The 17,782-nt window shown below is 64.2% G+C and carries 17 protein-coding genes, 1 tRNA gene and 1 riboswitch; of the genes, 4 read left to right on the top strand and 14 right to left on the bottom strand.

Features of this window, described 5'->3' with window-relative positions:
- Positions 1-36: 36 nt before the first annotated feature.
- From cobF to cbiE, 6 genes are read right to left on the bottom strand one after another with little or no spacing between them, the layout of a single operon-like run.
- Entirely contained in the window at positions 37-780 is a 744-nt protein-coding gene (cobF, locus tag ACR0K1_RS04525) for a precorrin-6A synthase (deacetylating) (protein ID WP_480613465.1), read from the bottom strand.
- Positions 773-1,501, bottom strand: coding sequence for a uroporphyrinogen-III C-methyltransferase (gene cobA / locus ACR0K1_RS04520; protein ID WP_480613467.1), 729 nt, complete (start codon positions 1,499-1,501; stop codon positions 773-775). Before cobA ends, cobF begins: the two co-directional genes overlap by 8 nt.
- Positions 1,498-2,826 carry a cobyrinic acid a,c-diamide synthase CobB gene (locus tag ACR0K1_RS04515; protein ID WP_480613468.1) on the bottom strand — a complete coding sequence of 443 codons (1,329 nt, stop codon included), beginning with the start codon at positions 2,824-2,826 and terminating at the stop codon, positions 1,498-1,500. Before ACR0K1_RS04515 ends, cobA begins: the two co-directional genes overlap by 4 nt.
- Positions 2,819-3,613, bottom strand: a complete 795-nt coding sequence (cobM, locus tag ACR0K1_RS04510; protein WP_480613470.1) for a precorrin-4 C(11)-methyltransferase — start codon at positions 3,611-3,613, stop codon at positions 2,819-2,821. The genes ACR0K1_RS04515 and cobM overlap by 8 nt, the downstream gene beginning before the upstream one ends.
- Entirely contained in the window at positions 3,610-3,978 is a 369-nt protein-coding gene (locus ACR0K1_RS04505; RefSeq protein ID WP_480613930.1) for a cobalamin biosynthesis protein, read from the bottom strand. Before ACR0K1_RS04505 ends, cobM begins: the two co-directional genes overlap by 4 nt.
- Entirely contained in the window at positions 3,975-5,174 is a 1,200-nt protein-coding gene (gene cbiE, locus ACR0K1_RS04500; protein ID WP_480848958.1) for a precorrin-6y C5,15-methyltransferase (decarboxylating) subunit CbiE, read from the bottom strand. Before cbiE ends, ACR0K1_RS04505 begins: the two co-directional genes overlap by 4 nt.
- Between cbiE and ACR0K1_RS04495 the strand changes: the two genes are divergently transcribed.
- The gene (locus ACR0K1_RS04495; protein WP_480613474.1) at positions 5,173-5,922 is read left to right on the top strand and encodes a cobalt-precorrin-6A reductase; all 750 of its coding nucleotides are present in this window, start codon (positions 5,173-5,175) and stop codon (positions 5,920-5,922) included. The genes cbiE and ACR0K1_RS04495 overlap by 2 nt on opposite strands.
- Here the strand turns inward: ACR0K1_RS04495 and cobJ are convergent.
- From cobJ to ACR0K1_RS04460, 7 genes are read right to left on the bottom strand one after another with little or no spacing between them, the layout of a single operon-like run.
- The gene (gene cobJ / locus ACR0K1_RS04490) at positions 5,895-6,647 is read right to left on the bottom strand and encodes a precorrin-3B C(17)-methyltransferase (protein ID WP_480613476.1); all 753 of its coding nucleotides are present in this window, start codon (positions 6,645-6,647) and stop codon (positions 5,895-5,897) included. The two genes, ACR0K1_RS04495 and cobJ, sit on opposite strands and share 28 nt — an antisense overlap.
- A complete protein-coding gene (locus tag ACR0K1_RS04485; protein WP_480613478.1) occupies positions 6,644-7,372 on the bottom strand; it encodes a precorrin-2 C(20)-methyltransferase in 729 nt (242 codons plus the stop codon). The genes cobJ and ACR0K1_RS04485 overlap by 4 nt, the downstream gene beginning before the upstream one ends.
- On the bottom strand, positions 7,369-7,998 hold the full coding sequence (locus ACR0K1_RS04480) for a precorrin-8X methylmutase (protein WP_480613480.1): 630 nt from the start codon (positions 7,996-7,998) through the stop codon (positions 7,369-7,371). Before ACR0K1_RS04480 ends, ACR0K1_RS04485 begins: the two co-directional genes overlap by 4 nt.
- Positions 7,998-9,137 carry a precorrin-3B synthase gene (gene cobG, locus ACR0K1_RS04475; RefSeq protein ID WP_480613482.1) on the bottom strand — a complete coding sequence of 380 codons (1,140 nt, stop codon included), beginning with the start codon at positions 9,135-9,137 and terminating at the stop codon, positions 7,998-8,000. The genes ACR0K1_RS04480 and cobG overlap by 1 nt, the downstream gene beginning before the upstream one ends.
- Positions 9,134-12,427 carry a cobaltochelatase subunit CobN gene (cobN, locus tag ACR0K1_RS04470; protein WP_480613484.1) on the bottom strand — a complete coding sequence of 1,098 codons (3,294 nt, stop codon included), beginning with the start codon at positions 12,425-12,427 and terminating at the stop codon, positions 9,134-9,136. Before cobN ends, cobG begins: the two co-directional genes overlap by 4 nt.
- A gap of 3 nt (positions 12,428-12,430) precedes the next feature.
- A complete protein-coding gene (gene cobW / locus ACR0K1_RS04465; RefSeq protein WP_480613485.1) occupies positions 12,431-13,486 on the bottom strand; it encodes a cobalamin biosynthesis protein CobW in 1,056 nt (351 codons plus the stop codon).
- Complete coding sequence (locus tag ACR0K1_RS04460; RefSeq protein WP_480613487.1) at positions 13,483-13,863, bottom strand: DUF1636 family protein; 381 nt, start codon at positions 13,861-13,863, stop codon at positions 13,483-13,485. The genes cobW and ACR0K1_RS04460 overlap by 4 nt, the downstream gene beginning before the upstream one ends.
- Before the next feature lie 85 nt (positions 13,864-13,948).
- Positions 13,949-14,152: riboswitch (cobalamin riboswitch) on the bottom strand.
- A 136-nt stretch (positions 14,153-14,288) separates the two neighbouring features.
- Here ACR0K1_RS04460 and ACR0K1_RS04455 point away from each other — a divergent pair.
- Positions 14,289-15,254, top strand: coding sequence for an NAD(P)-dependent oxidoreductase (locus ACR0K1_RS04455; protein WP_480613489.1), 966 nt, complete (start codon positions 14,289-14,291; stop codon positions 15,252-15,254).
- A 41-nt stretch (positions 15,255-15,295) separates the two neighbouring features.
- Here the strand turns inward: ACR0K1_RS04455 and ACR0K1_RS04450 are convergent.
- Positions 15,296-15,369 (bottom strand) — tRNA-Cys (locus ACR0K1_RS04450).
- 228 nt (positions 15,370-15,597) lie between these two features.
- Here ACR0K1_RS04450 and ACR0K1_RS04445 point away from each other — a divergent pair.
- Entirely contained in the window at positions 15,598-16,251 is a 654-nt protein-coding gene (locus ACR0K1_RS04445; protein ID WP_480613490.1) for a protein-L-isoaspartate O-methyltransferase family protein, read from the top strand.
- A gap of 95 nt (positions 16,252-16,346) precedes the next feature.
- Positions 16,347-17,765 carry a TolC family outer membrane protein gene (locus ACR0K1_RS04440; protein WP_480613492.1) on the top strand — a complete coding sequence of 473 codons (1,419 nt, stop codon included), beginning with the start codon at positions 16,347-16,349 and terminating at the stop codon, positions 17,763-17,765.
- The last annotated feature ends 17 nt before the right edge of the window (positions 17,766-17,782 follow it).

Here is a 17,782-nt window from a genome sequence, read left to right as displayed (position 1 = left end):
CTGGGGCGGCGCAATCGCCATTTGCGACCTTTTGCGTCAGATCCCGCGCTTTTTCAGCAAATAGATATCCATGATCCAGCCATGATCGGCGCGGGCCCGGGCGCGGGTGTCGAGTATCCGCTGTGCGACCTCGGCCAGCGGGCCGCGGATCAGGATTTCCTCTTTCATGCCAACATAGGCACCCCACCAGATATCGTAATCTGCCATCTCGAGGCTTTGGAACGAGCATTCGCCATCCAGCATCACGGCCACTTTCGATCCTGCCTCGGGCCAGCCCTCATCCCGGATGCGCCGCCCGGTGGTGACAACATAGGGCGCACCAATATCGTTGATCGGGATCGCATGAGCGGCAGTCAGCGCCTGCAAAGCGGTGATGCCGGGGATTACCTTTGTCGAAGGGTGCGGGTCCAGCCGCGACGCGATTCGCAAAGAACTGTCATAGAGCGACGGATCGCCCCAGATCAGCAGCGCGACGCTGCGCGCCTCGGGATGCTCCGCGATCGCCTCTTGCCAGCGCAGGGCGATGGCGTCGTGCCACTCATCCACGCCGCGCAGGTAGCCATCCTCGGAACGGCGTTTGGGAATGTCGAAATAGGCGATGTTGGGGGGCGTCTCGGACACCTGCGCGATGATTTCCTCACGCAGTCCGGCCAGATCGGCCTTATTCTCACCTTTGCGCGGGATCAGGATCAGGTCCGCCGCACGGATCGCCTTCGCGCCCTGAAATGTCACGTGATCAGGATTGCCCGTGCCGATGCCGATCAGGGTCAGGTCATACATCGTCGAACTCTGCCAGCGGGCCGTACAGGATCAGGGCCGGGGCGGTTCCGATCTCGGACTGCAACTGGTCTGACAGCGCGCCGATGGTGGAGCGCTGCAGGGATTGCTCGGGCGTCGAAACCGACTCGGCCATCAGCGCGGGCGTGTCCAACGGCAGACCGTGGGCATGCAGCGCCTCGACCAGCAAAGGGAAGGTGCGTTTGCCCATGAACACAACCGTCGTCGCGCCGGGGTCGGCGAGGGCGGGCAGGTTCAGGTCCTTTGGCAGCTTGCCGCTGACATCGTGGCCGGTGACGAACTGCACCCGCCGCGCGGTCAGGCGGCGGGTCAGCGGAATGCCTGCCGCGGCAGCCGCCGCAACGGCTGAGGGGATGCCCGGAATGATCTCATATTCGATCCCGGCGGCGCGCAGGGCCACCAGCTCTTCCTCAAGCCGTCCGAACAACCCGCCATCGCCCGATTTCAGCCGCACGACACGCTGCCCGGTCTGGGCGTATTCCACCAGCAACCGGCTGACATGATCCTGCTTGGGTGAGGGGCGACCGGCCCGTTTGCCGACGCCGACCAGATCGGCATCGTCGCGCGCATGGGTCAGGATCGGGCCGCTGCTCAGATCGTCAAACAGCACCGCATCGGCCTTTTGCATCCGATCGACGGCCTTCAGCGTCAATAGCTCGGGGTCGCCGGGACCGGAACCGATGAACGACACGAACCCGCTCATGCCGAGGCCTCGGCGATCAGGTGAAAGAACGTGCCAGTCACATTGCCACGGACCGAGCCGGTTTGCGGCCCTTCGGTCCCCTCGGCGTCAAACACCCGCGCCAATGGGGCATCCGGCTGGTCGATGATCGAGGAATAATGGAACTCATGCCCCCGCAACGCGGTGCCTGCCGCAAGGCCCGGCATCGGGGCCAGCAATTCTGCCCGCCGATAGCCGAGGTTGAACTTGCGCTTTTCATAAGATGTCACAAGGCCCAGAAGCCCGGCCATCGCGTGCCGGGTGCCGTCCTTGTCGATTAGCCCTTCGCCCAAGGCCATATAGCCACCGCATTCGCCGTGTACGGGTTTGGTTTCGGCGTGTTTGCGCAGCCCGGTCAGAAAGGTCTCGGCTGCGGCCAATTTTCCGGCATGCAGTTCCGGGTAGCCACCGGGCAACCAGACCAGATCGGCGTCCGTGGCCGGAGCCTCGTCCGCCAAGGGCGAAAACGGCAGAATGTCCGCCCCGGCTGCGCGCCAGCCTTCCAGCAAATGCGGATAGGTAAATGAAAACGCCTCATCCCGAGCCAAGGCGATCCGCTGGGCCGGAGGCCGCGGCAGCGCGGCTGACGATGGCCCAACAGGGCCTGAGGAGGCCGCCCGCTTGATCGCCTCAAGGTCCACATGTTCGCGCAGAAACGCCGCATATCCGGCAATGGCGCTTTCCAGATCGGGATGTTCGACCGCCTGTATCAGGCCCAGATGGCGTTCCGGAAGCGTCAGATCGCCCCGGCGCGGCAGCACGCCCAGAACCGGCAAGCCTGCGCGTTCCATCCCCAACCGGGTCAGGCGTTCGTGACGCGGGCTGGCGCAGCGGTTCAGGATCACACCTGCAAAAGGCAGGTCCGGGTTATACATCCGAAACCCCAGCGCCGTTGCCGCAGCCGATTGCGCCTGTCCGCCCACATCCAGAACCAGCACCACCGGCCAGCCCATGCGTAACGCGGTCTCGGCGCTGGAGCCGTGCCCCAGCTCTCCGGGCTTTGCGACGCCATCAAACAGACCCATCGAACCCTCGGCGACCACAATATCCGCGCCCCGGGCCTGCACTGAAATCGCGCCCAGCAAAGGCTCACCCATCGCCCAACTGTCCAGATTGAACGAGGCCCGCCCCGCCGCCGCCCGGTGAAAGGCCGGGTCAATATAGTCCGGGCCGCTTTTGAACGGCTGCACGGTCAGGCCATCCTCGGCCAGGGCGCGCAGCAGGCCCAGCATGACTGTCGTTTTCCCGGTGCCGGACGAAGGGGCCGAGATCAGAACGCCCGGAGGATTCGCCATCACCTCAGTCATCGCCATGGCTCCAGCTTGACCATGGACTGTCCGCGCTTTGCGGGCGGTAACGGCGGTCGTAGGTTTTGGAATAGAGGCAGCTTTCGTCGAACCCCTCACCGGCCAGCGCAGGGCCGACCATGATCAGGGCGGTGCGCGAGATACTGTCGTCCAGCGCCTCTTTCAGAGTGGCCAGCGTTGCGCGAATGACCCGCTCATCCGGCCAACTGGCGCGGTAGACCACCGCGACCGGGCAGTCCGCGCCATAGGCCGGAGTCAGATCGGCGATCACCTTGTCCAGATTGCCGATCGACAGATGGATCGCCAGTGTCGCTCCGGTTTTGGCGAAATTCTCCAGCGTCTCACCCTCGGGCATTGACGAGGCGCGCCCCGGCGTTCTGGTCAGAACCACCGACTGCGCGAGGCCGGGCAGGGTCAGTTCGGCGCCCAGCGTTGCCGCAGCCGCCGCAAAGGAGGGCACGCCGGGGGTGACGCTGACGGGAATACCCATCTCTTTCAGCCGCCGAATCTGTTCGCCCATCGCAGACCACACCGACAGGTCACCGGAATGCAGGCGCGCAACGTCTTGGCCTGCGTCATGGGCGGCTTTGATCTCGGCCATGATCTGATCCAGATCCATAGGCGCAGTGTTGACGATTTTTGCGCCATCAGGGCAATGGCCCAGAATCTCATCCGGCACCAGCGAACCGGCATACAGGCATACCGGGCAGGCGGCGATGATATCGCGCCCGCGTAAGGTCAGCAGGTCGGCGGCGCCGGGTCCGGCGCCGATGAAATGAACGGTCATGTCTGTCCTCCGATGGCGACGGCGCAGGTGGCAAGCCGGTCGTCCGAAATCTGTCTGGGGGTAAGCAGCCGGGCACCGGGTCCGGCGGCAGCAAGGGCGGATGCTTCGGCCACGCTGCCAGTGCCATGGGTGGCGCGGCTGCGGGGCGAGCAGGTGAGCGTGCGCTGCCCGGCCAGATCGCCCGGCGCGACATAGTGCAGGGGCAGGGCGGCACCTTCGGCGAAGGCGGCAAGACCGGCGTGGCCCCGCTTGTCGGCCACGGTGGCCAGCGCGTCCACCTGATGCCCTGCGCAGGCCAGATCAAACGCCGCCCGCAGGCTGTTGGCGGTGGCCGCCGAGGAAAATCCGAGCCCGGCGACGATCATAGGTTCCCGCTCCACTGAACAACCGGGTAAGCGGATTTCCAGCCGCGCCGAGGGCCAAGCGGGGCCGAATGCGCCAGTTCGATGCGCAGCAGGTCACCGCCCAGTTTGTCTTGCCATTGCGCCAGCAAGACTTCGCTTTCCAGCGTTACCGCATTTGCAACAAGCCGGGTGCCTGCGGGCAGGTTGGTGTGCAGCCAGCCCAGCAAATCCGTACTCAGCCCGCCGCCGATGAAAACCACATCCGGCAAGGGCAGACCGGGCAGCGCATCGGGCGCGGTGCCGTGCACGACATCCAGCCGATCCTGTCCCAGCGCGTCGGCATTGCGGCGGATACGATCCGCACGCTCTGCCAGCGGTTCGATGGTTGTTGCTGTCAGGGTCGAGTCGCACATCAGCCATTCGATACTGATCGAGCCGGTGCCGCCGCCGATATCCCACAGATGCTCCCCCCGCCTCGGGGCGAGCGCCGACAGGGTCAGCGCGCGGATCGGGCGTTTGGTGATCTGGCCGTCGGTCTCAAAAATCTCGTCAGGCTTGCCCGAGGCCTTGGGCACAGGCCGCCCGCTGCCCCGGACCTCAAGCCCGACGCAGACGGGGTGCGCGAACGTTCCCAACAGGGCCTCGGTCAGCGACACGCTGCGCGTATGTTCGCGCGGTCCGCCGAGGGCTTCCATGACGTGCAGCGCGCTGTCGGTAAAGCCGGTCTCGGTCAGATAGGTTGCAAGCTCGGCCACGGCTTTGCCATCGCGCAGCAGCAAAATGGCGTGCAGGCCCGGGGACAGGTGCGGTCGCAGCCGCGTCAGGGGGGCAGCGTGCAACCCGAAGGTCAGCGTGGTTTCAAGCGGCCAGCCCAACCGGGCCGCGGCCAGCGAAAAGGTGGACTGCCCGGGCAGGGCGCTCCACTCGGCGGCATCGAAGTTGCGCGCGATAACAGACCCTGCGCCGAACCAGAACGGATCGCCCGACGCCAGCACCACAGTCCGCCGCCCCCGCAACCCTGTCAGGATGGGCAGGCCATCAGCAAAGGGAACGGGCCATTCGATGCGCTCCGCCTCGCCTTCGGGGATCAGCGACAGGTGGCGGGGCGGACCCATGATGACCTCGGCCCGGTCCAGCACTTGACGGCTTGCAGGCGACAGGCCATCAAGCCCATCTTCGCCCAAACCCAGAACGGTCAGCCACGGAGCTTCACGCATGTCTCACCTCCTGATCCTTGGTGGCACGACCGAGGCCAATGCCTTTGCCCGGGCTGTGGCAGAGCGCGGTGTAGCGGCGACCTATTCCTACGCGGGTCGGGTCGACACTCCGCGCGCGCAACCCGTTCCGGTGCGGGTCGGCGGCTTTGGCGGGGTCGACGGGCTGGCCCGCCATATCAGCGAGCACCAGATTACCCATGTGATCGACGCAACGCACCCCTTCGCCGCGCAGATGAGCCGCAACGCGGTTCAGGCCTGCCGCCAAACAGGTGTGCCGCTGGCTGCGTTGACCCGGCCGCGCTGGGTCGCGCAGCGGGGTGACGATTGGCAGCACGTCCCCGATATCGCAGCGGCGGTGCAGGCGCTGGCCGGTGCGCCGCGCCGCGTGCTTCTGGCCGTGGGCCGGATGCATCTTGAGGATTTCGCGGCCCAGCCCCAACACCACTATCTGTTGCGGCTGGTGGATGAGCCAACCGCTCTGCCCTTGCCGGACTGCGAGGTCGTTGTTTCGCGCGGCCCGTTCACCGAGGCCGGGGATCGCGCGCTGATGCAGAGCCACGGAACGCAACTGGTCGTGTCCAAGAACGCGGGCGGGACCGGTGCGCGCGCCAAGCTGGACGCGGCGCGGGCGTTGGGTACACCGGTGCTCATGATCGACCGCCCGGCAGTGCCGCTGCGGACCGAACTGGAAAGCGTGGCGCAGGTTCTGGACTGGCTCGCTCATTCCGGTGTGAACCTCGGGGTATAGACGATCGGGGGACCATCGCGCTCGATCACCCGGGTCAGGGATGAGCCGACGATGACGACCGTCTGCATGTCGGCCATATCGGGTGTCGCCTCGGCCAGCGTTGAAATCCGGATCGCCTCATCCGCGCGCGAGACCGCGCGGGCGAACAGGATCAGCCGTTCGGGTTCACATTCCTCACGCAGGATTTCCAGCGTTTTTACAAAGCCTTCCGGGCGGGACTTCGAGCGCGGGTTGTAGAATCCCATGGCAAAATCACCCTGCGCCGCCAGTCGCAGGCGTTTTTCGATCAAGGCCCAGGGCTTGAGATTGTCGCTGAGGTTGATGGCGCAGAAATCATGCCCCAAGGGCGCCCCGGCCCGGGCCGACGCCGCCAGCATCGCGGTGATCCCCGGCAGCACGTCAATGGGAATGTCGCGCCATTCAAGCGGCCCGTTTTCCAGCGCTTCGAACACCGCGGCGGCCATGGCGAACACACCGGGATCGCCCGAGGACACCACCACCACACGCTTGCCCTCGGCTGCCATCTGCAGTGCGTGTTGCGACCGGTCGATTTCAACCCGGTTGTCGCTGGCGTGCAGGGTCAGCCCTTCGCGTTCGGCCACGCGGGCGACATAGGGGATGTAGCCTACAACGTCGGTTGCCTCGGCCAAAGCGGCGGTCACTTCGGGCGTCACAAGGGCTTCGTCACCCGGCCCCAGCCCTGCGATTTTGACCCAGCCAGTCATGGCCGCCGCCCTTGCCCGTGGACGAGAATGATCGAGAAATACGGGGTGATCTTGTCACAGGCGTCGGACAGTTTGGTCACCGTCTGGTTCGGCATCTGCGCGAATTCCACAATCCACGCGCGGTCATACAGACCTGCGGTTTTCAGTGCGCGCTTTACCTTGTCGATATTGCGCCCGATTTTCATCACCACCAACGCATCGGTTTGGGCCATACGCTCAGCCAGCGTGTCCTCGGGCAAGGTGCCAACCAGCACCGTCAGTACGTCGTCGCCCCAGGTGATCGGATCGCCAGTTGCTGTCCACGCGCCGGACATGCCGGTGATGGCGGGTACAACCTCCACATCAGCATCATCCCGCAAGCGATTGTAAAGATGCATGAAAGAGCCGTAGAAAAACGGATCACCCTCGCACAGCACCACCACATCTTCACCCTGCGCGGCAAGCGCTTTCAGATGTGCGGCGCAGTCCTTATAGAAGGCCGAGAGAAGCTCGTTATAGCGTGGATCGGTCAGGGGTATTTCGGTTGTCACCGGGTATTCCATCGGGAATTCCACCGCGCCTTCGGGGATCATCCCATTAACGATCTTGCGCGCCTGACCGCTGCGGCCCGGTTTGCGGAAGAACGCCACATGCCGCGCGTTGCGCAGCAGGCGGTCGGCCCGGACGCTCATCAGGTCCGGATCGCCGGGGCCGAGGCCCACGCCGTATATCTTACCCGCGCTCATTCGGCGCGGCTCGCGATGGCGTTGATGGCGGCGACGGTGATGGCGCTGCCGCCCAGACGGCCCTTGACGATGCACGAAGGCACCGGCTGCGCCGCCCACAGCGCATCCTTGGATTCGACCGCGCCGACGAAGCCCACCGGGCAGCCGATGATCGCGGCGGGGCGCGGGCAGGCGGGGTCTTCCAGCATGTTAAGCAGGTGGAAAAGGGCGGTGGGTGCATTGCCGATGGCAACGACAGCGCCCGCCAGATGCGGGCGCCACAGCTCCAGCGCGGCGGCAGAACGCGTGTTGCTCATCTCAGCGGCCAGGGGGCGTACGCGTTCGTCATGCAGGGTACAGATCACCTCATTCTCGGCAGGCAGGCGGAACCGGGTCACGCCTTCGCTGACCATACGCGCGTCGCACAGGATCGGCGCGCCGCTTTCCAGCGCGCTGCGGGCAGCCGTGACAAAACCGGGCGAGAAATGCACGAACTCTTCCAGCCCGACCATTCCGGCGGCATGGATCATACGGACGGCGACCTGTTCCTCGTCTGAGTCAAACCGGGCAAGATCGGCCTCGGACCGGATCGTGGCAAAGCTTTGTTTATAGATCGCCGCGCCATCGGTTTCGTATTCATAGGGCATCAGGTGAAGTCCATGGTCATGAGTGTTTCGGTGGTCAGGCCGCGCTGGCAGGGCTCATCCCCTGCGCGGCCTTGTTTGACAAGATCAAATCGTCCGTTGTCGCCGACCAGAGTGACATCGGCAGGCCCCATCCGCGCGCACCCTTTGGCGCAGCCCGAGACATGCAGGCTGCCGGTCACCAATGGGGCCAGGGCACGGGCAACATCGCGCGTTTCCACCTGCGCCTGCGGGCAGTATGGCGCGCCGGGGCAGGCGTCGGTGGTCATCAGCGGGTCGGTGCCATCCGTGACAAAACCCGGGGCAGGTATCGCCGACCCGCCTTCCAGCAAGAAGAGCCGCCACGGGGTGACCCGCAGGGCGGATGCGCCGCTGGTCTTGATCAGGTCCTGCAACGGGCGCGCGGGCAGTTGGCCGAAGGCTGCGCCGTACAGCGTTCCCAGATCGGAAGCACCGGGTTGTGGTGTTGCGCCAATTACTCCGGGCGCGCTGCCTTGCCATGTTTCAGGCAATCCTTCTGCGGCCACCACCCGTGCCATGCGGCGTTTTTCGGGGGTGAAATGCGCGGCGAACCAGCCTGCCAGAGCGATCACCTGATTGATGGCCTCTGCCTCGGTCACCGCCCGTCCGGTCTCGGCCCCGTCGGCGCGCAGGATCAGGCCGTCCGGGCCGCGCTCCAACCGGAGATCCGCCGAATCCGACGCCAGCAGGCGCTCAGAGCCGGTATCGATGGCAAAGCCGAACTTGGCGGGAAGGCTGGGCAGTTCGCTCAGCCGGTCGATCAGCTCCTGCGTTAACCGCGCGGTCAGATCCCCCGCCCGATACAATGGTGAGACCAGAATGTTGCGGCGCACTTCAATGCCGGGCTCGGCATCCAAAAGGTTCAGCGCGGCCAGTTCCGACAGCAGGGCCTGATGATCCGCCTCGGCCACGCCCCTCAATTGCAGATTGGCCCGGTTTGTCAGATCGATGGTGCCATTGCCGAACCGCTCGGCCAGTTCACACAGCCCCACCGCCTGCGCCGCACTCAGACGCGCCAGACGAGGGCGCACCCGCACCACCAATCCGTCGCCCGACATCATCGGCCGGTGGGCTCCGGGGCACCAACCCTGAACGACCGGTTTTGAAGAGGCGGCGCTCATCCCAGCCCCTCCAGATCGGCGCGGATCGAGTTCCTGCGGGTCTCCCACAGCCCCGCCTCGAGCAGGGCGCGGAACCGGTCCTGCATGGCCTGATGCGCTTGCGGATTGGCCTCATGCAGGAAGGCATCGACATGCGGATCACCCAGCGTGGCATCATGGTAGAGGTCGAACAGATGCGGCGCGACCGTGCCCGACAGATGCGCGAATGAGGCCATGTGATCCAAAGTCGCCGCGATCTCGGCGGCACCCCGGAATCCGTGCCGCTGCATCCCCGCGATCCAGCCCGGATTGGCAGCGCGGGCATGGACCACGCGGCTGATTTCCTCGGGCAGGGTGCGGGCGCGCGGGGTGTCGGGGTTGGTGTTGTCCAGATGGTAGAGCTGCGCCTTGCCGCCGGTCACCGTCTTGGCGGCGGCAAAACCGGCCTCATGCGTGGCGTAGTCGTTGGCCAGCAGCAGATCGGTCTCGGTCAGGTCCTGCAGGTGCACAAAGCTGTCGGCCATTGCGACGCGCTGGGTGATGCCGTCCTTGTCCTGCGCGATATGCTCGCCTTCCAGCGCGAAGGAACTGGCATCCAGCCACGCTTCACCGGCCTGCGCGCGGGCTTCATCGGTATAGATTTCGGACAGTTGCGTCATGTTCACGCCATAGCTGCCCGGGGCGGGGCCATAGACGCGCGCGGCAGGTTTCTGACCGGCATAGGGGTTCCAGTCCGGTGCCTCATCCCGGGCCGACAATGCCCGAACGGCCTGACCGAAAAGCGCCGACAGCGTCGGGAACACATCGCGGAACAGGCCTGAGACGCGCAGCGTCACGTCCAGACGCGGGCGGCTGAGGTCGGTGATCGGCAGCACCTCGATGCCCGACACCCGTTCGGACCCTTTATCCCAGACCGGTTTTACCCCCAGCAGATGCAGCGCCATGGCGAATTCTTCGCCTGCGGTGCGCATGGTGGCCGAGCCCCAAAGGTCAACGATCAGCCCCTTGGGGTAGTCGCCCTCTTCCTGCAAGTGGCGGCGCACCAGTTCCTCGGCCAGTTTCACGCCTTGCGCATAGGCGGCGCGGGTCGGGACCGAGCGCGGGTCGGTGGTATAGAGGTTGCGTCCGGTGGGCAGCACATCCGAGCGGCCCCGGTACGGGGAGCCCGACGGCCCGGCCTCGATCCGTTTCCCCGCCAGCGCGTCGATCAGGGCGCTGCGTTCGGCATGGGCCGAGGGGGCGGGGTCGAAAGTGCCGGTGACCTCGGGCACGCGGCCAAAGACATGCAGCCCGTCGCCGAACTGGCTTTCCTTGATATCGCAGACAAAGCGGTCGATGCGGGTAATCGCTTCAGCCGTACAGGTGGCCTGATCCAGACCCAGATCGCTTTCCAGACCGATGGCCTGCGCCTCATCCCGGATGTCTTCCTGCAGCCGGTCGCGGCGCTTTGGGTCCAGACCGTCGGCGTTCGAGAATTCGTCCAGCAGAGATTCCAGCCGCACCATCCGGTCCGGGGTGCCGCTTTCCTTCATCGGGGGCGGGATGTGGCCCAGCGTGACGGCCCCGATCCGGCGCTTGGCCTGCGCGGCTTCGCCGGGATCGTTGACGATGAAGGGGTAGATGACGGGCAGGTCGCGGATCAGCGCCTCGGGCCAGCATTCATGGGACAGAGCGACGGATTTGCCCGGCAGCCATTCCAGCGTGCCATGCGCGCCGATATGGATCAGCGCATCCGCGCGCAGGCCTTTGCGCAGCCAGAGGTAAAAGGCGACATAGCTGTGGCGTGGGGTGCGCGACAGGTCGTGGTAGTCATCGTCCCGCAGCTCGGGCGTGCCGCGTTCGGGTTGCAGGGCGACCAGAGCGTTGCCCCGGCGCATGGCGGTGAAGTGGAATGCGCCGTCGGTGAAAGAGGGGTCGTCTTCCGGTTCGCCCCAGACGGTTTGCAGATCGGTCCGCAATTTCTCGGGCAGGTCCGCCAGCGCGGTCAGGTAATCGTCCAGCGGCCATGAGGGGCGGGCGTCCAGAAGTGTCTCGGCGATCGGCTCAGCCGGGGCCGAGTCATAGCCCTCAGCCTGTAAATCAGACAGCATCGCCTCAGCCGAGGCCAGCGCATCGAGACCCACCGCATGAGCCATCTGCCAGTCCTTGCCGGGATAGGTGGACAGCACCAGCGCCGGGACCTGATCCGCCTTGGGCTTGTCATGCAGTGTCAGCCAACCGGTGACGCGGTCGATGATGGCTTCGATCCGTTCGGGTTCGGCCCGGTGGGCAAAGCGGGAATATTCCAGATGCGGGTCGCGTTTGCCCGGTTCCTTGAACGACGCGATGCCTGCCGAGATGCGCCCGTCCACCTCGGGCAGCACCACATGCATGGCGAGGTCGGCGGGGGACAGCCCGCGTTCCGCCTCGGCCCAGGCTTTGCGGCGCGAGGTGGCGAGGGCGACCTGAAACACCGGGACATTCGCGGCGTCCAGAGGCGAAGTGCCCGACGCGCCTTTGCCCGAGAAAGAGGTGGCGTTGATGATCGCCGAGGGCTCAAGGGTAGCCATCTGCTCGCGTAGCCAGTCGGCCGCTGCGGGGGCTTTCAGCGAGGGGGCAAAAAGACCCACGGCCTCGAACCCGCGTTCTCGCAGCCTGCGAATCAAAGCGGCGACCGGGGCGGTGTCGGCTGAGGTCAAATAGGCGCGGTAGAAGGTCACGAGGATGCGTTTGCCATCCCCGTCGAACGCGGTATCCACCGGGATCACGCCGCGATCCGGGCACCATGCGCCGCAATCGGGGATGGTTTTCGCCCCCATCACCGGCCCGGCATACAGCCCCGCCGCCAGCGCCATCTGAGCCAGTGCCGCCTGCGCCGCAACCTCTCCGCCGGTGTCGCACAGATGCGCCAGCCGCCGCAGGGTCGAGACGGGCAGGGTGGAATACTCATCCAGCCGTGTATCCTCACGCCCATCGGCGGGCAAGACAGCCAGCGCAATGCCTTTGGTCTGCGCCAGCGCCAGAACCTGCTGCAAGCCGTAGGACCAATAGGGAACGCCGCCGATCAAGCGGATCAGGATGCCCTTCGCGCCTTCCAGCGTCTGTTCCACATAGGTGTCGACAGACAGAGGGTGTTTCAGCGCTGTCAAGTTGGCCAGCCGCAAGGTCGGCATCCGCCCCTCGGGCCCGCCACCGCGATGCCAGCCTGCCGCGAAAGCGCCAAGGTCACTGTCCGAGAAGGACAGCACCACCAGATCCGCCGGGCTCTGGCCCAGATCGGTGGGGGTCTCGGTCTCTTCGAGCCCGTGGCTTTCGCGGAAGACGACGTGCATGGTTTACTCGGCGGCCTCTTTCAAGCCCACAAGGATATCGCGGATTTCGGCCTCTTTGATATCGTCATGCTCGGCGATCACCACAAGGCGCGAACGGCGCTCTACGCCCGGTTCCCACGGACGGTCATACTGATGACGGACGCGCGCACCGACGGCCTGAACCAACAGGCGCATCGGTTTGCCCTGAACAGCGGCGTAACCTTTGACCCGCAGGATGTTCAGCTCGGTCGCCAGACGTTCGATCCTGGCGACCAGATCGGCGGGGTCGGTCTGTTCGGGCAGTTCGACGATGATGCTTTCGAAATCGTCATGCTCGTGGTCGTCATGGCCGTCATGATGGCTGGGGCGGGCGTCCATGTCGTCTTCGGCTGCGGCCTCGAGGCCCAAAACGACGCGCACATCCACCACGCCCTCGGCGACTTCGACCACGGGCAGGGGGCGGGGGGCCTCGGCTGCGATGACTTCCTTGGCCTTCGCCACACCTTCCGGGCCAGCCAGATCGGGTTTGGTCAGCAGGATAATGTCGGCGCAGGAGATCTGATCCTCGAACACCTCGGACAGGGGCGTTTCGTGATCGATCGAGTCATCGGCCAGCCGCTGGGCATCCACCGCCTCGACATTCGGTGCAAAGCGACCGGCGGCGACGGCCTCGGCATCGGCCAGAGCGATCACGCCGTCCACAGTGATTTTCGAGCGGATATCGGGCCAGTCGAACGCTTTCAGCAGCGGTTTGGGCAGGGCGAGGCCGGAGGTTTCGATCAGGATATGTTCGGGCCGCGGCTCCAGCGCCATCAGCGCCTCGATGGTCGGAATGAAATCATCGGCCACGGTGCAGCATATGCAGCCGTTCGCCAGTTCCATAATGTTTTCGGCAGGGCAATCCGGGATGGCGCAGGATTTCAGGATATCGCCATCAACACCCACGTCGCCGAATTCGTTAACGACAACGGCCAAACGCTTGCCCTGCGGGTTCTGCATCAGGTGACGCACCAGCGTGGTCTTGCCCGAGCCCAGAAAGCCGGTGATCACGGTGACGGGAAGTTTTTCGAGATTGCTCATTTCAGGGCTCCAATCGGGGGAATGCGGGCCGCACAGTTTTTGCGGAAATGTTCGGGGCGCTCGCGCCATTTGACCAGACCGTCCTCGGTGGCGAGGTACTTGGTCGCGCCCTCGACGATCACGCCGACATGGTCGGTTTCGTTCAGATGCTCGTAGACAAAGGTCCAGCGATCCGGCCCGCCGCGCAGCACGATCGAACAGCCTTCATCACAATTCGACAGGCATTCGACGGCTTTCAGGGTAATGCCCTCGGGCAGGCCCGCCTGTTCCAGCGCCTTGTGCAGCAACGTGCCGGGCCGCTGTGCATCATCTTCGACAGGCAGGCCGCGGCGACAGGTCGTGCAAACCAGAAGTTCGACCGGAACGGTCTCGGTCATGTCTCTCATCCCCCCAAATCCTCTTCGTGGGGGACGGGGTTTCATGCGGGCCGATCAGAGCCCCACACCGGAACACCCCGTCCGGTTTCATCTTCGGGCGTTGGCAGGTCTCCCGGCTTGCGGATGTCAGAGCTCTCCTCTGTCGGATGTCCCGCCTTCCCGGCATTCGCCAGTGGCTTGGGCACCCTCTCCGGTCACGGTCGCGGGGGCGGCTGCGTTTGACGGAAATACCCGCTGACGCATTCCCTTTTCATCTGCTGTCGCAGACACCAACGAAAGGGACATGCGGCAGCGGCGGCCCGCTTGTCAAGCGCAACGCGCCGATCCGTGAGGAAGCGGGTAAAAAGCGACCTGTCGGCGTCGCTGGGCGGCATGATCCGATCGCTGCGACGTGATCGCATGGTCGGCAACACGCGAACAGGAGGGTGCGGCGTATGAAGGTAGGGTTTATCGGGCTGGGCAATGTGGGCGGCAAGCTTTCTGGGTCGCTGCTGCGCAACGGAATCGATCTGACCGTGCATGACCTGAACCCGGATCTGGTGGCGGCCTTTGTCGCACAAGGGGCCAAAGCGGCGGAAGATCCGGCCCAGCTGATGCGCGATTGCGATGCGGTGATCACCTGCTTGCCGTCCCCTGCCGCCTCGGACGCGGTGATGCAGGAGATGCTGCCCGAGGTCAGCCCCGGTAAAATCTGGATGGAGATGTCGACCACCGACGAGGCCGAGGTCAAACGCCTGGGCGCGATGGTCATTGAACGGGGCGGTGCTGCCGTGGATTGCCCGGTTTCCGGCGGGTGCCACCGGGCGGCGACTGGCAATATCTCGATCTTCGCAGGCTGCGACCGCGCGACGTTCGAGCGTATTCTGCCCTTCCTGACCACGATGGGCCGTCGGGTCCTGCATACGGGCGATCTGGGCTCGGCTTCCGTTTTGAAAGTGCTGACCAACTACCTGGCCACCGCCAACCTGATTACCTGCGCCGAGGCTTTGGTGACGGCCAAGGCAGCGGGCATGGACCTGAATACTACCTATGAGGCGATCAAAATCTCGTCGGGCACCTCATTCGTTCATGAAACCGAAAGTCAGGTGATCCTGAACGGCTCGCGCGATATCTCGTTCACCATGGATCTGGTGAAAAAGGACATCGGCCTGTTTCAGGACGTTGCCGACCGCGCCGGTGTTCCGTTAGAGATCAATCCCGTGATGATCAGCATTTTCGAAGACGGCATTGCCCGGTACGGAGACCGCGAACTGTCGCCGAATATCATCCGGCGGCTGGAAGACGCCACCGGCCTCGACATCCGCGCCCCTGGTTTTCCGCCCGAGATGGAAGACGATGAGCCGGAAGAACCGGGATATGAAGTCATTCCGCAAGGACGCGCCGCAGAATAAACGGACATTCCAGACCGCAAAACCGAAGCGTTTCAGAGAGATGGAGGCGAGTACCGGAATCGAACCGGTGTACACGGATTTGCAATCCGCTGCGTCACCACTCCGCCAACTCGCCTTTTCAAGTAAAATCAAATACTTGCCGTGGTGTGGAGGGCGTTTTAGCAGCTTTCGCTGGGGGCGTCCAGTGGGAAGAATGCAAAATCGGCGCTCGGCCTGTAAATTGAGCGCCCTCGGTCCGGTACGAAACCTGCCACAAAACCCGGGTTGCGGCATCTGGGCCGTTGCCGGTGCGCAAGGGATGTGGCACAAGCCAGATAATCAAGGGTTCAAGACGAGAGATCACATGACAGATTTCGCCACCCGGCGCCGCACGATGGTTGACACGCAGGTTCGGCCCTCGGACGTCACGAAGTTTCCGATCATTGACGCGATGCTGAACGTCCCGCGGGAAAGCTTTGTGCCCGCGTCGCAGCGCGAGGCGTCTTATGCCGAAGAGCTGATCGACCTTGGAAACGGGCGCTGCATGCTCGAGCCGCGCACTCTGGCTAAGATGCTGGATGCGCTGAATATTTCAAATGACGAGGCGGTGCTGGATATCGGTTTGGCGCTTGGTTACTCGACCGCTGTTACCGCGCGCATGGCGCAGTTGGTTGTGGGTGTCGAGGAAGATGAAACCCTGGCGTCCGAGGCACAGAACCTGCTCAGCGAAGCCAATGCCGACAACGCGATTGTCCACGTGGGGCCTCTGGCACAGGGCGCGGCTGAACATGGGCCGTATGACGTGATCATGATCCAGGGCGGGGTCGAGGAAATACCGGACGATCTGCTGGGACAGCTCAAGGATCACGGCCGCATTGCCTGCCTGTTCGTCGAGGGGAATCTGGGCACCGTCCGGATCGGCCGCAAATCCGGCGAACGGGTCAGCTGGCGCGATGCCTTCAACGCCAGCGCACCGGTTTTAGATAGCTTTTCCGCAAAGTGTGCATTTTCGCTATAGTCATTTGACAGATATTTTTGCCGCCTTGATTAGTTGAAAACAAAGGCGCAAACTGCCGGAGAGGCAGCGTTATTTCGATTTGAGAGGATTTGGATATGCGTGGTACGGCGACAGGTAAGCTGGTCAGGGTGTTGGCTTTGACCGCTGGCATTGCCATCAGCGTAGTTCCCGGACGTGCGGCTTGGGCGGACAATATAACAGATGCGTTCATCGGCGCGTATAACACCAGTGGCCTGCTAGAGCAGAACCGGGCCCTGTTGCGTGCAGCGGATGAAGACGTCGCGATCGCCCTTTCGGCTTTGCGTCCGATCATCAACTGGACGGTTGATATCAGCCAGGAATACACCAAGACACGCACCGGTACGACAGTGACAACAACGAACCCGGCGCGGTTTTTCACCGGGCTGACATTGACCCAACTGATCTATGACGGCGGCGCGTCCGTGTTGGGCAAGCAATCTGCGCAAGAGACTGTTCTTTCGACCCGGCAAACGCTGATCGATATCGAACAGCAGGTTCTGTTCCGCGCGGCGACCGCTTATCTGAGCGTTCTTCTGCAGGAAGAAACGGTTCAGATTCGCCTGAACAACGTGGACGTATCCAGCGAGGAACTGCGCGCCTCGAACGACCGGTTCGAAGTGGGTGAGGTGACGCGGACGGACGTTGCCCTGTCCGAAGCGCAGTTGGCCAGTTCGCGGGCCGACTTGGCGGATGCGCGGGGTGATCTGAGCACCGCGCAGGCCGAATATGTGAATGCGGTTGGCAAACTTCCGGGTCGGACAGCCGGTCAGCCGGGCCTGCCCAATCTGCCGCGCTCGCAATCCGAGGCGGTCAGTCTGGCGCAGCGGAACCATCCGGCGATCCTGTCGGCGCAGCATCAGGTTCGGGCTCTGGACCTGATTGTTCAGCAGCAGCGCGCCAATCTGGGTCCGAATGTGAGCTTTGGTGCGAATGCCGGTGTTCGTGAGAACTTTGACGATGACGATTACCAAAACACCGCAGGCGTTGCGCTGACGCTCAATCAGTCGATCTATGCCGGTGGCCGTCTGGCCGCTGCCGTGCGCCGTGCTATGGCGACCCGCGATGCATCCCGCGCCAACCTGCTGAATGTGCAAAAGGACATCACGCAAGGGGTCGCCGATGCGTTTGCGCGCTTCGAATCCGCAACCGCCAGCCTTACCGCTTCGACCGAACGTGTGCGGGCGTCGCAGGTCGCGTTTGACGGGATTCGTGAGGAAGCCACGCTGGGCGCCCGGACCACGCTGGACGTTCTGAACGCGCAGCAGGACTTGCTGGATGCGCAATTGGCCGAGGTCGCCTCGCGCACGGAACGGTCGCTGGCGGCCTATCAGCTGTTGCAGGCGCAGGGGTTGCTGACCGCTGAACGTCTGGGTCTTGCGGTGCAAATCTATGATCCGACACTGTATTACAATCTGGTCAAGAAAGCGCCGGCTCAGATCAGCAAACAGAGCAAGGATCTGGATCGCGTCCTCAAAGCGTTGCGGCGGGACTAAGGGGCAATACTACCTGT

The sequence above is a fragment of the Ruegeria sp. F5 genome, assembly GCF_056533845.1.
This window is presented reverse-complemented; position numbering and strand designations above follow the sequence as displayed.

What these genes read in the sequence shown, in the direction of transcription:
- cobF (WP_480613465.1), bottom strand. Translation starts at nt 780, where the DNA reads ATGTATGACCTGACCCTGATCGGCATCGGCACGGGCAATCCTGATCAC.
- cobA (WP_480613467.1), bottom strand. Translation starts at nt 1,501, where the DNA reads ATGAGCGGGTTCGTGTCGTTCATCGGTTCCGGTCCCGGCGACCCCGAG.
- ACR0K1_RS04515 (WP_480613468.1), bottom strand. Translation starts at nt 2,826, where the DNA reads ATGACTGAGGTGATGGCGAATCCTCCGGGCGTTCTGATCTCGGCCCCT.
- cobM (WP_480613470.1), bottom strand. Translation starts at nt 3,613, where the DNA reads ATGACCGTTCATTTCATCGGCGCCGGACCCGGCGCCGCCGACCTGCTG.
- ACR0K1_RS04505 (WP_480613930.1), bottom strand. Translation starts at nt 3,978, where the DNA reads ATGATCGTCGCCGGGCTCGGATTTTCCTCGGCGGCCACCGCCAACAGC.
- ACR0K1_RS04495 (WP_480613474.1), top strand. Translation starts at nt 5,173, where the DNA reads ATGTCTCACCTCCTGATCCTTGGTGGCACGACCGAGGCCAATGCCTTT.
- cbiE (WP_480848958.1), bottom strand. Translation starts at nt 5,174, where the DNA reads ATGCGTGAAGCTCCGTGGCTGACCGTTCTGGGTTTGGGCGAAGATGGG.
- cobJ (WP_480613476.1), bottom strand. Translation starts at nt 6,647, where the DNA reads ATGACTGGCTGGGTCAAAATCGCAGGGCTGGGGCCGGGTGACGAAGCC.
- ACR0K1_RS04485 (WP_480613478.1), bottom strand. Translation starts at nt 7,372, where the DNA reads ATGAGCGCGGGTAAGATATACGGCGTGGGCCTCGGCCCCGGCGATCCG.
- ACR0K1_RS04480 (WP_480613480.1), bottom strand. Translation starts at nt 7,998, where the DNA reads ATGCCCTATGAATACGAAACCGATGGCGCGGCGATCTATAAACAAAGC.
- cobG (WP_480613482.1), bottom strand. Translation starts at nt 9,137, where the DNA reads ATGAGCGCCGCCTCTTCAAAACCGGTCGTTCAGGGTTGGTGCCCCGGA.
- cobN (WP_480613484.1), bottom strand. Translation starts at nt 12,427, where the DNA reads ATGCACGTCGTCTTCCGCGAAAGCCACGGGCTCGAAGAGACCGAGACC.
- cobW (WP_480613485.1), bottom strand. Translation starts at nt 13,486, where the DNA reads ATGAGCAATCTCGAAAAACTTCCCGTCACCGTGATCACCGGCTTTCTG.
- ACR0K1_RS04460 (WP_480613487.1), bottom strand. Translation starts at nt 13,863, where the DNA reads ATGACCGAGACCGTTCCGGTCGAACTTCTGGTTTGCACGACCTGTCGC.
- ACR0K1_RS04445 (WP_480613490.1), top strand. Translation starts at nt 15,598, where the DNA reads ATGACAGATTTCGCCACCCGGCGCCGCACGATGGTTGACACGCAGGTT.
- ACR0K1_RS04440 (WP_480613492.1), top strand. Translation starts at nt 16,347, where the DNA reads ATGCGTGGTACGGCGACAGGTAAGCTGGTCAGGGTGTTGGCTTTGACC.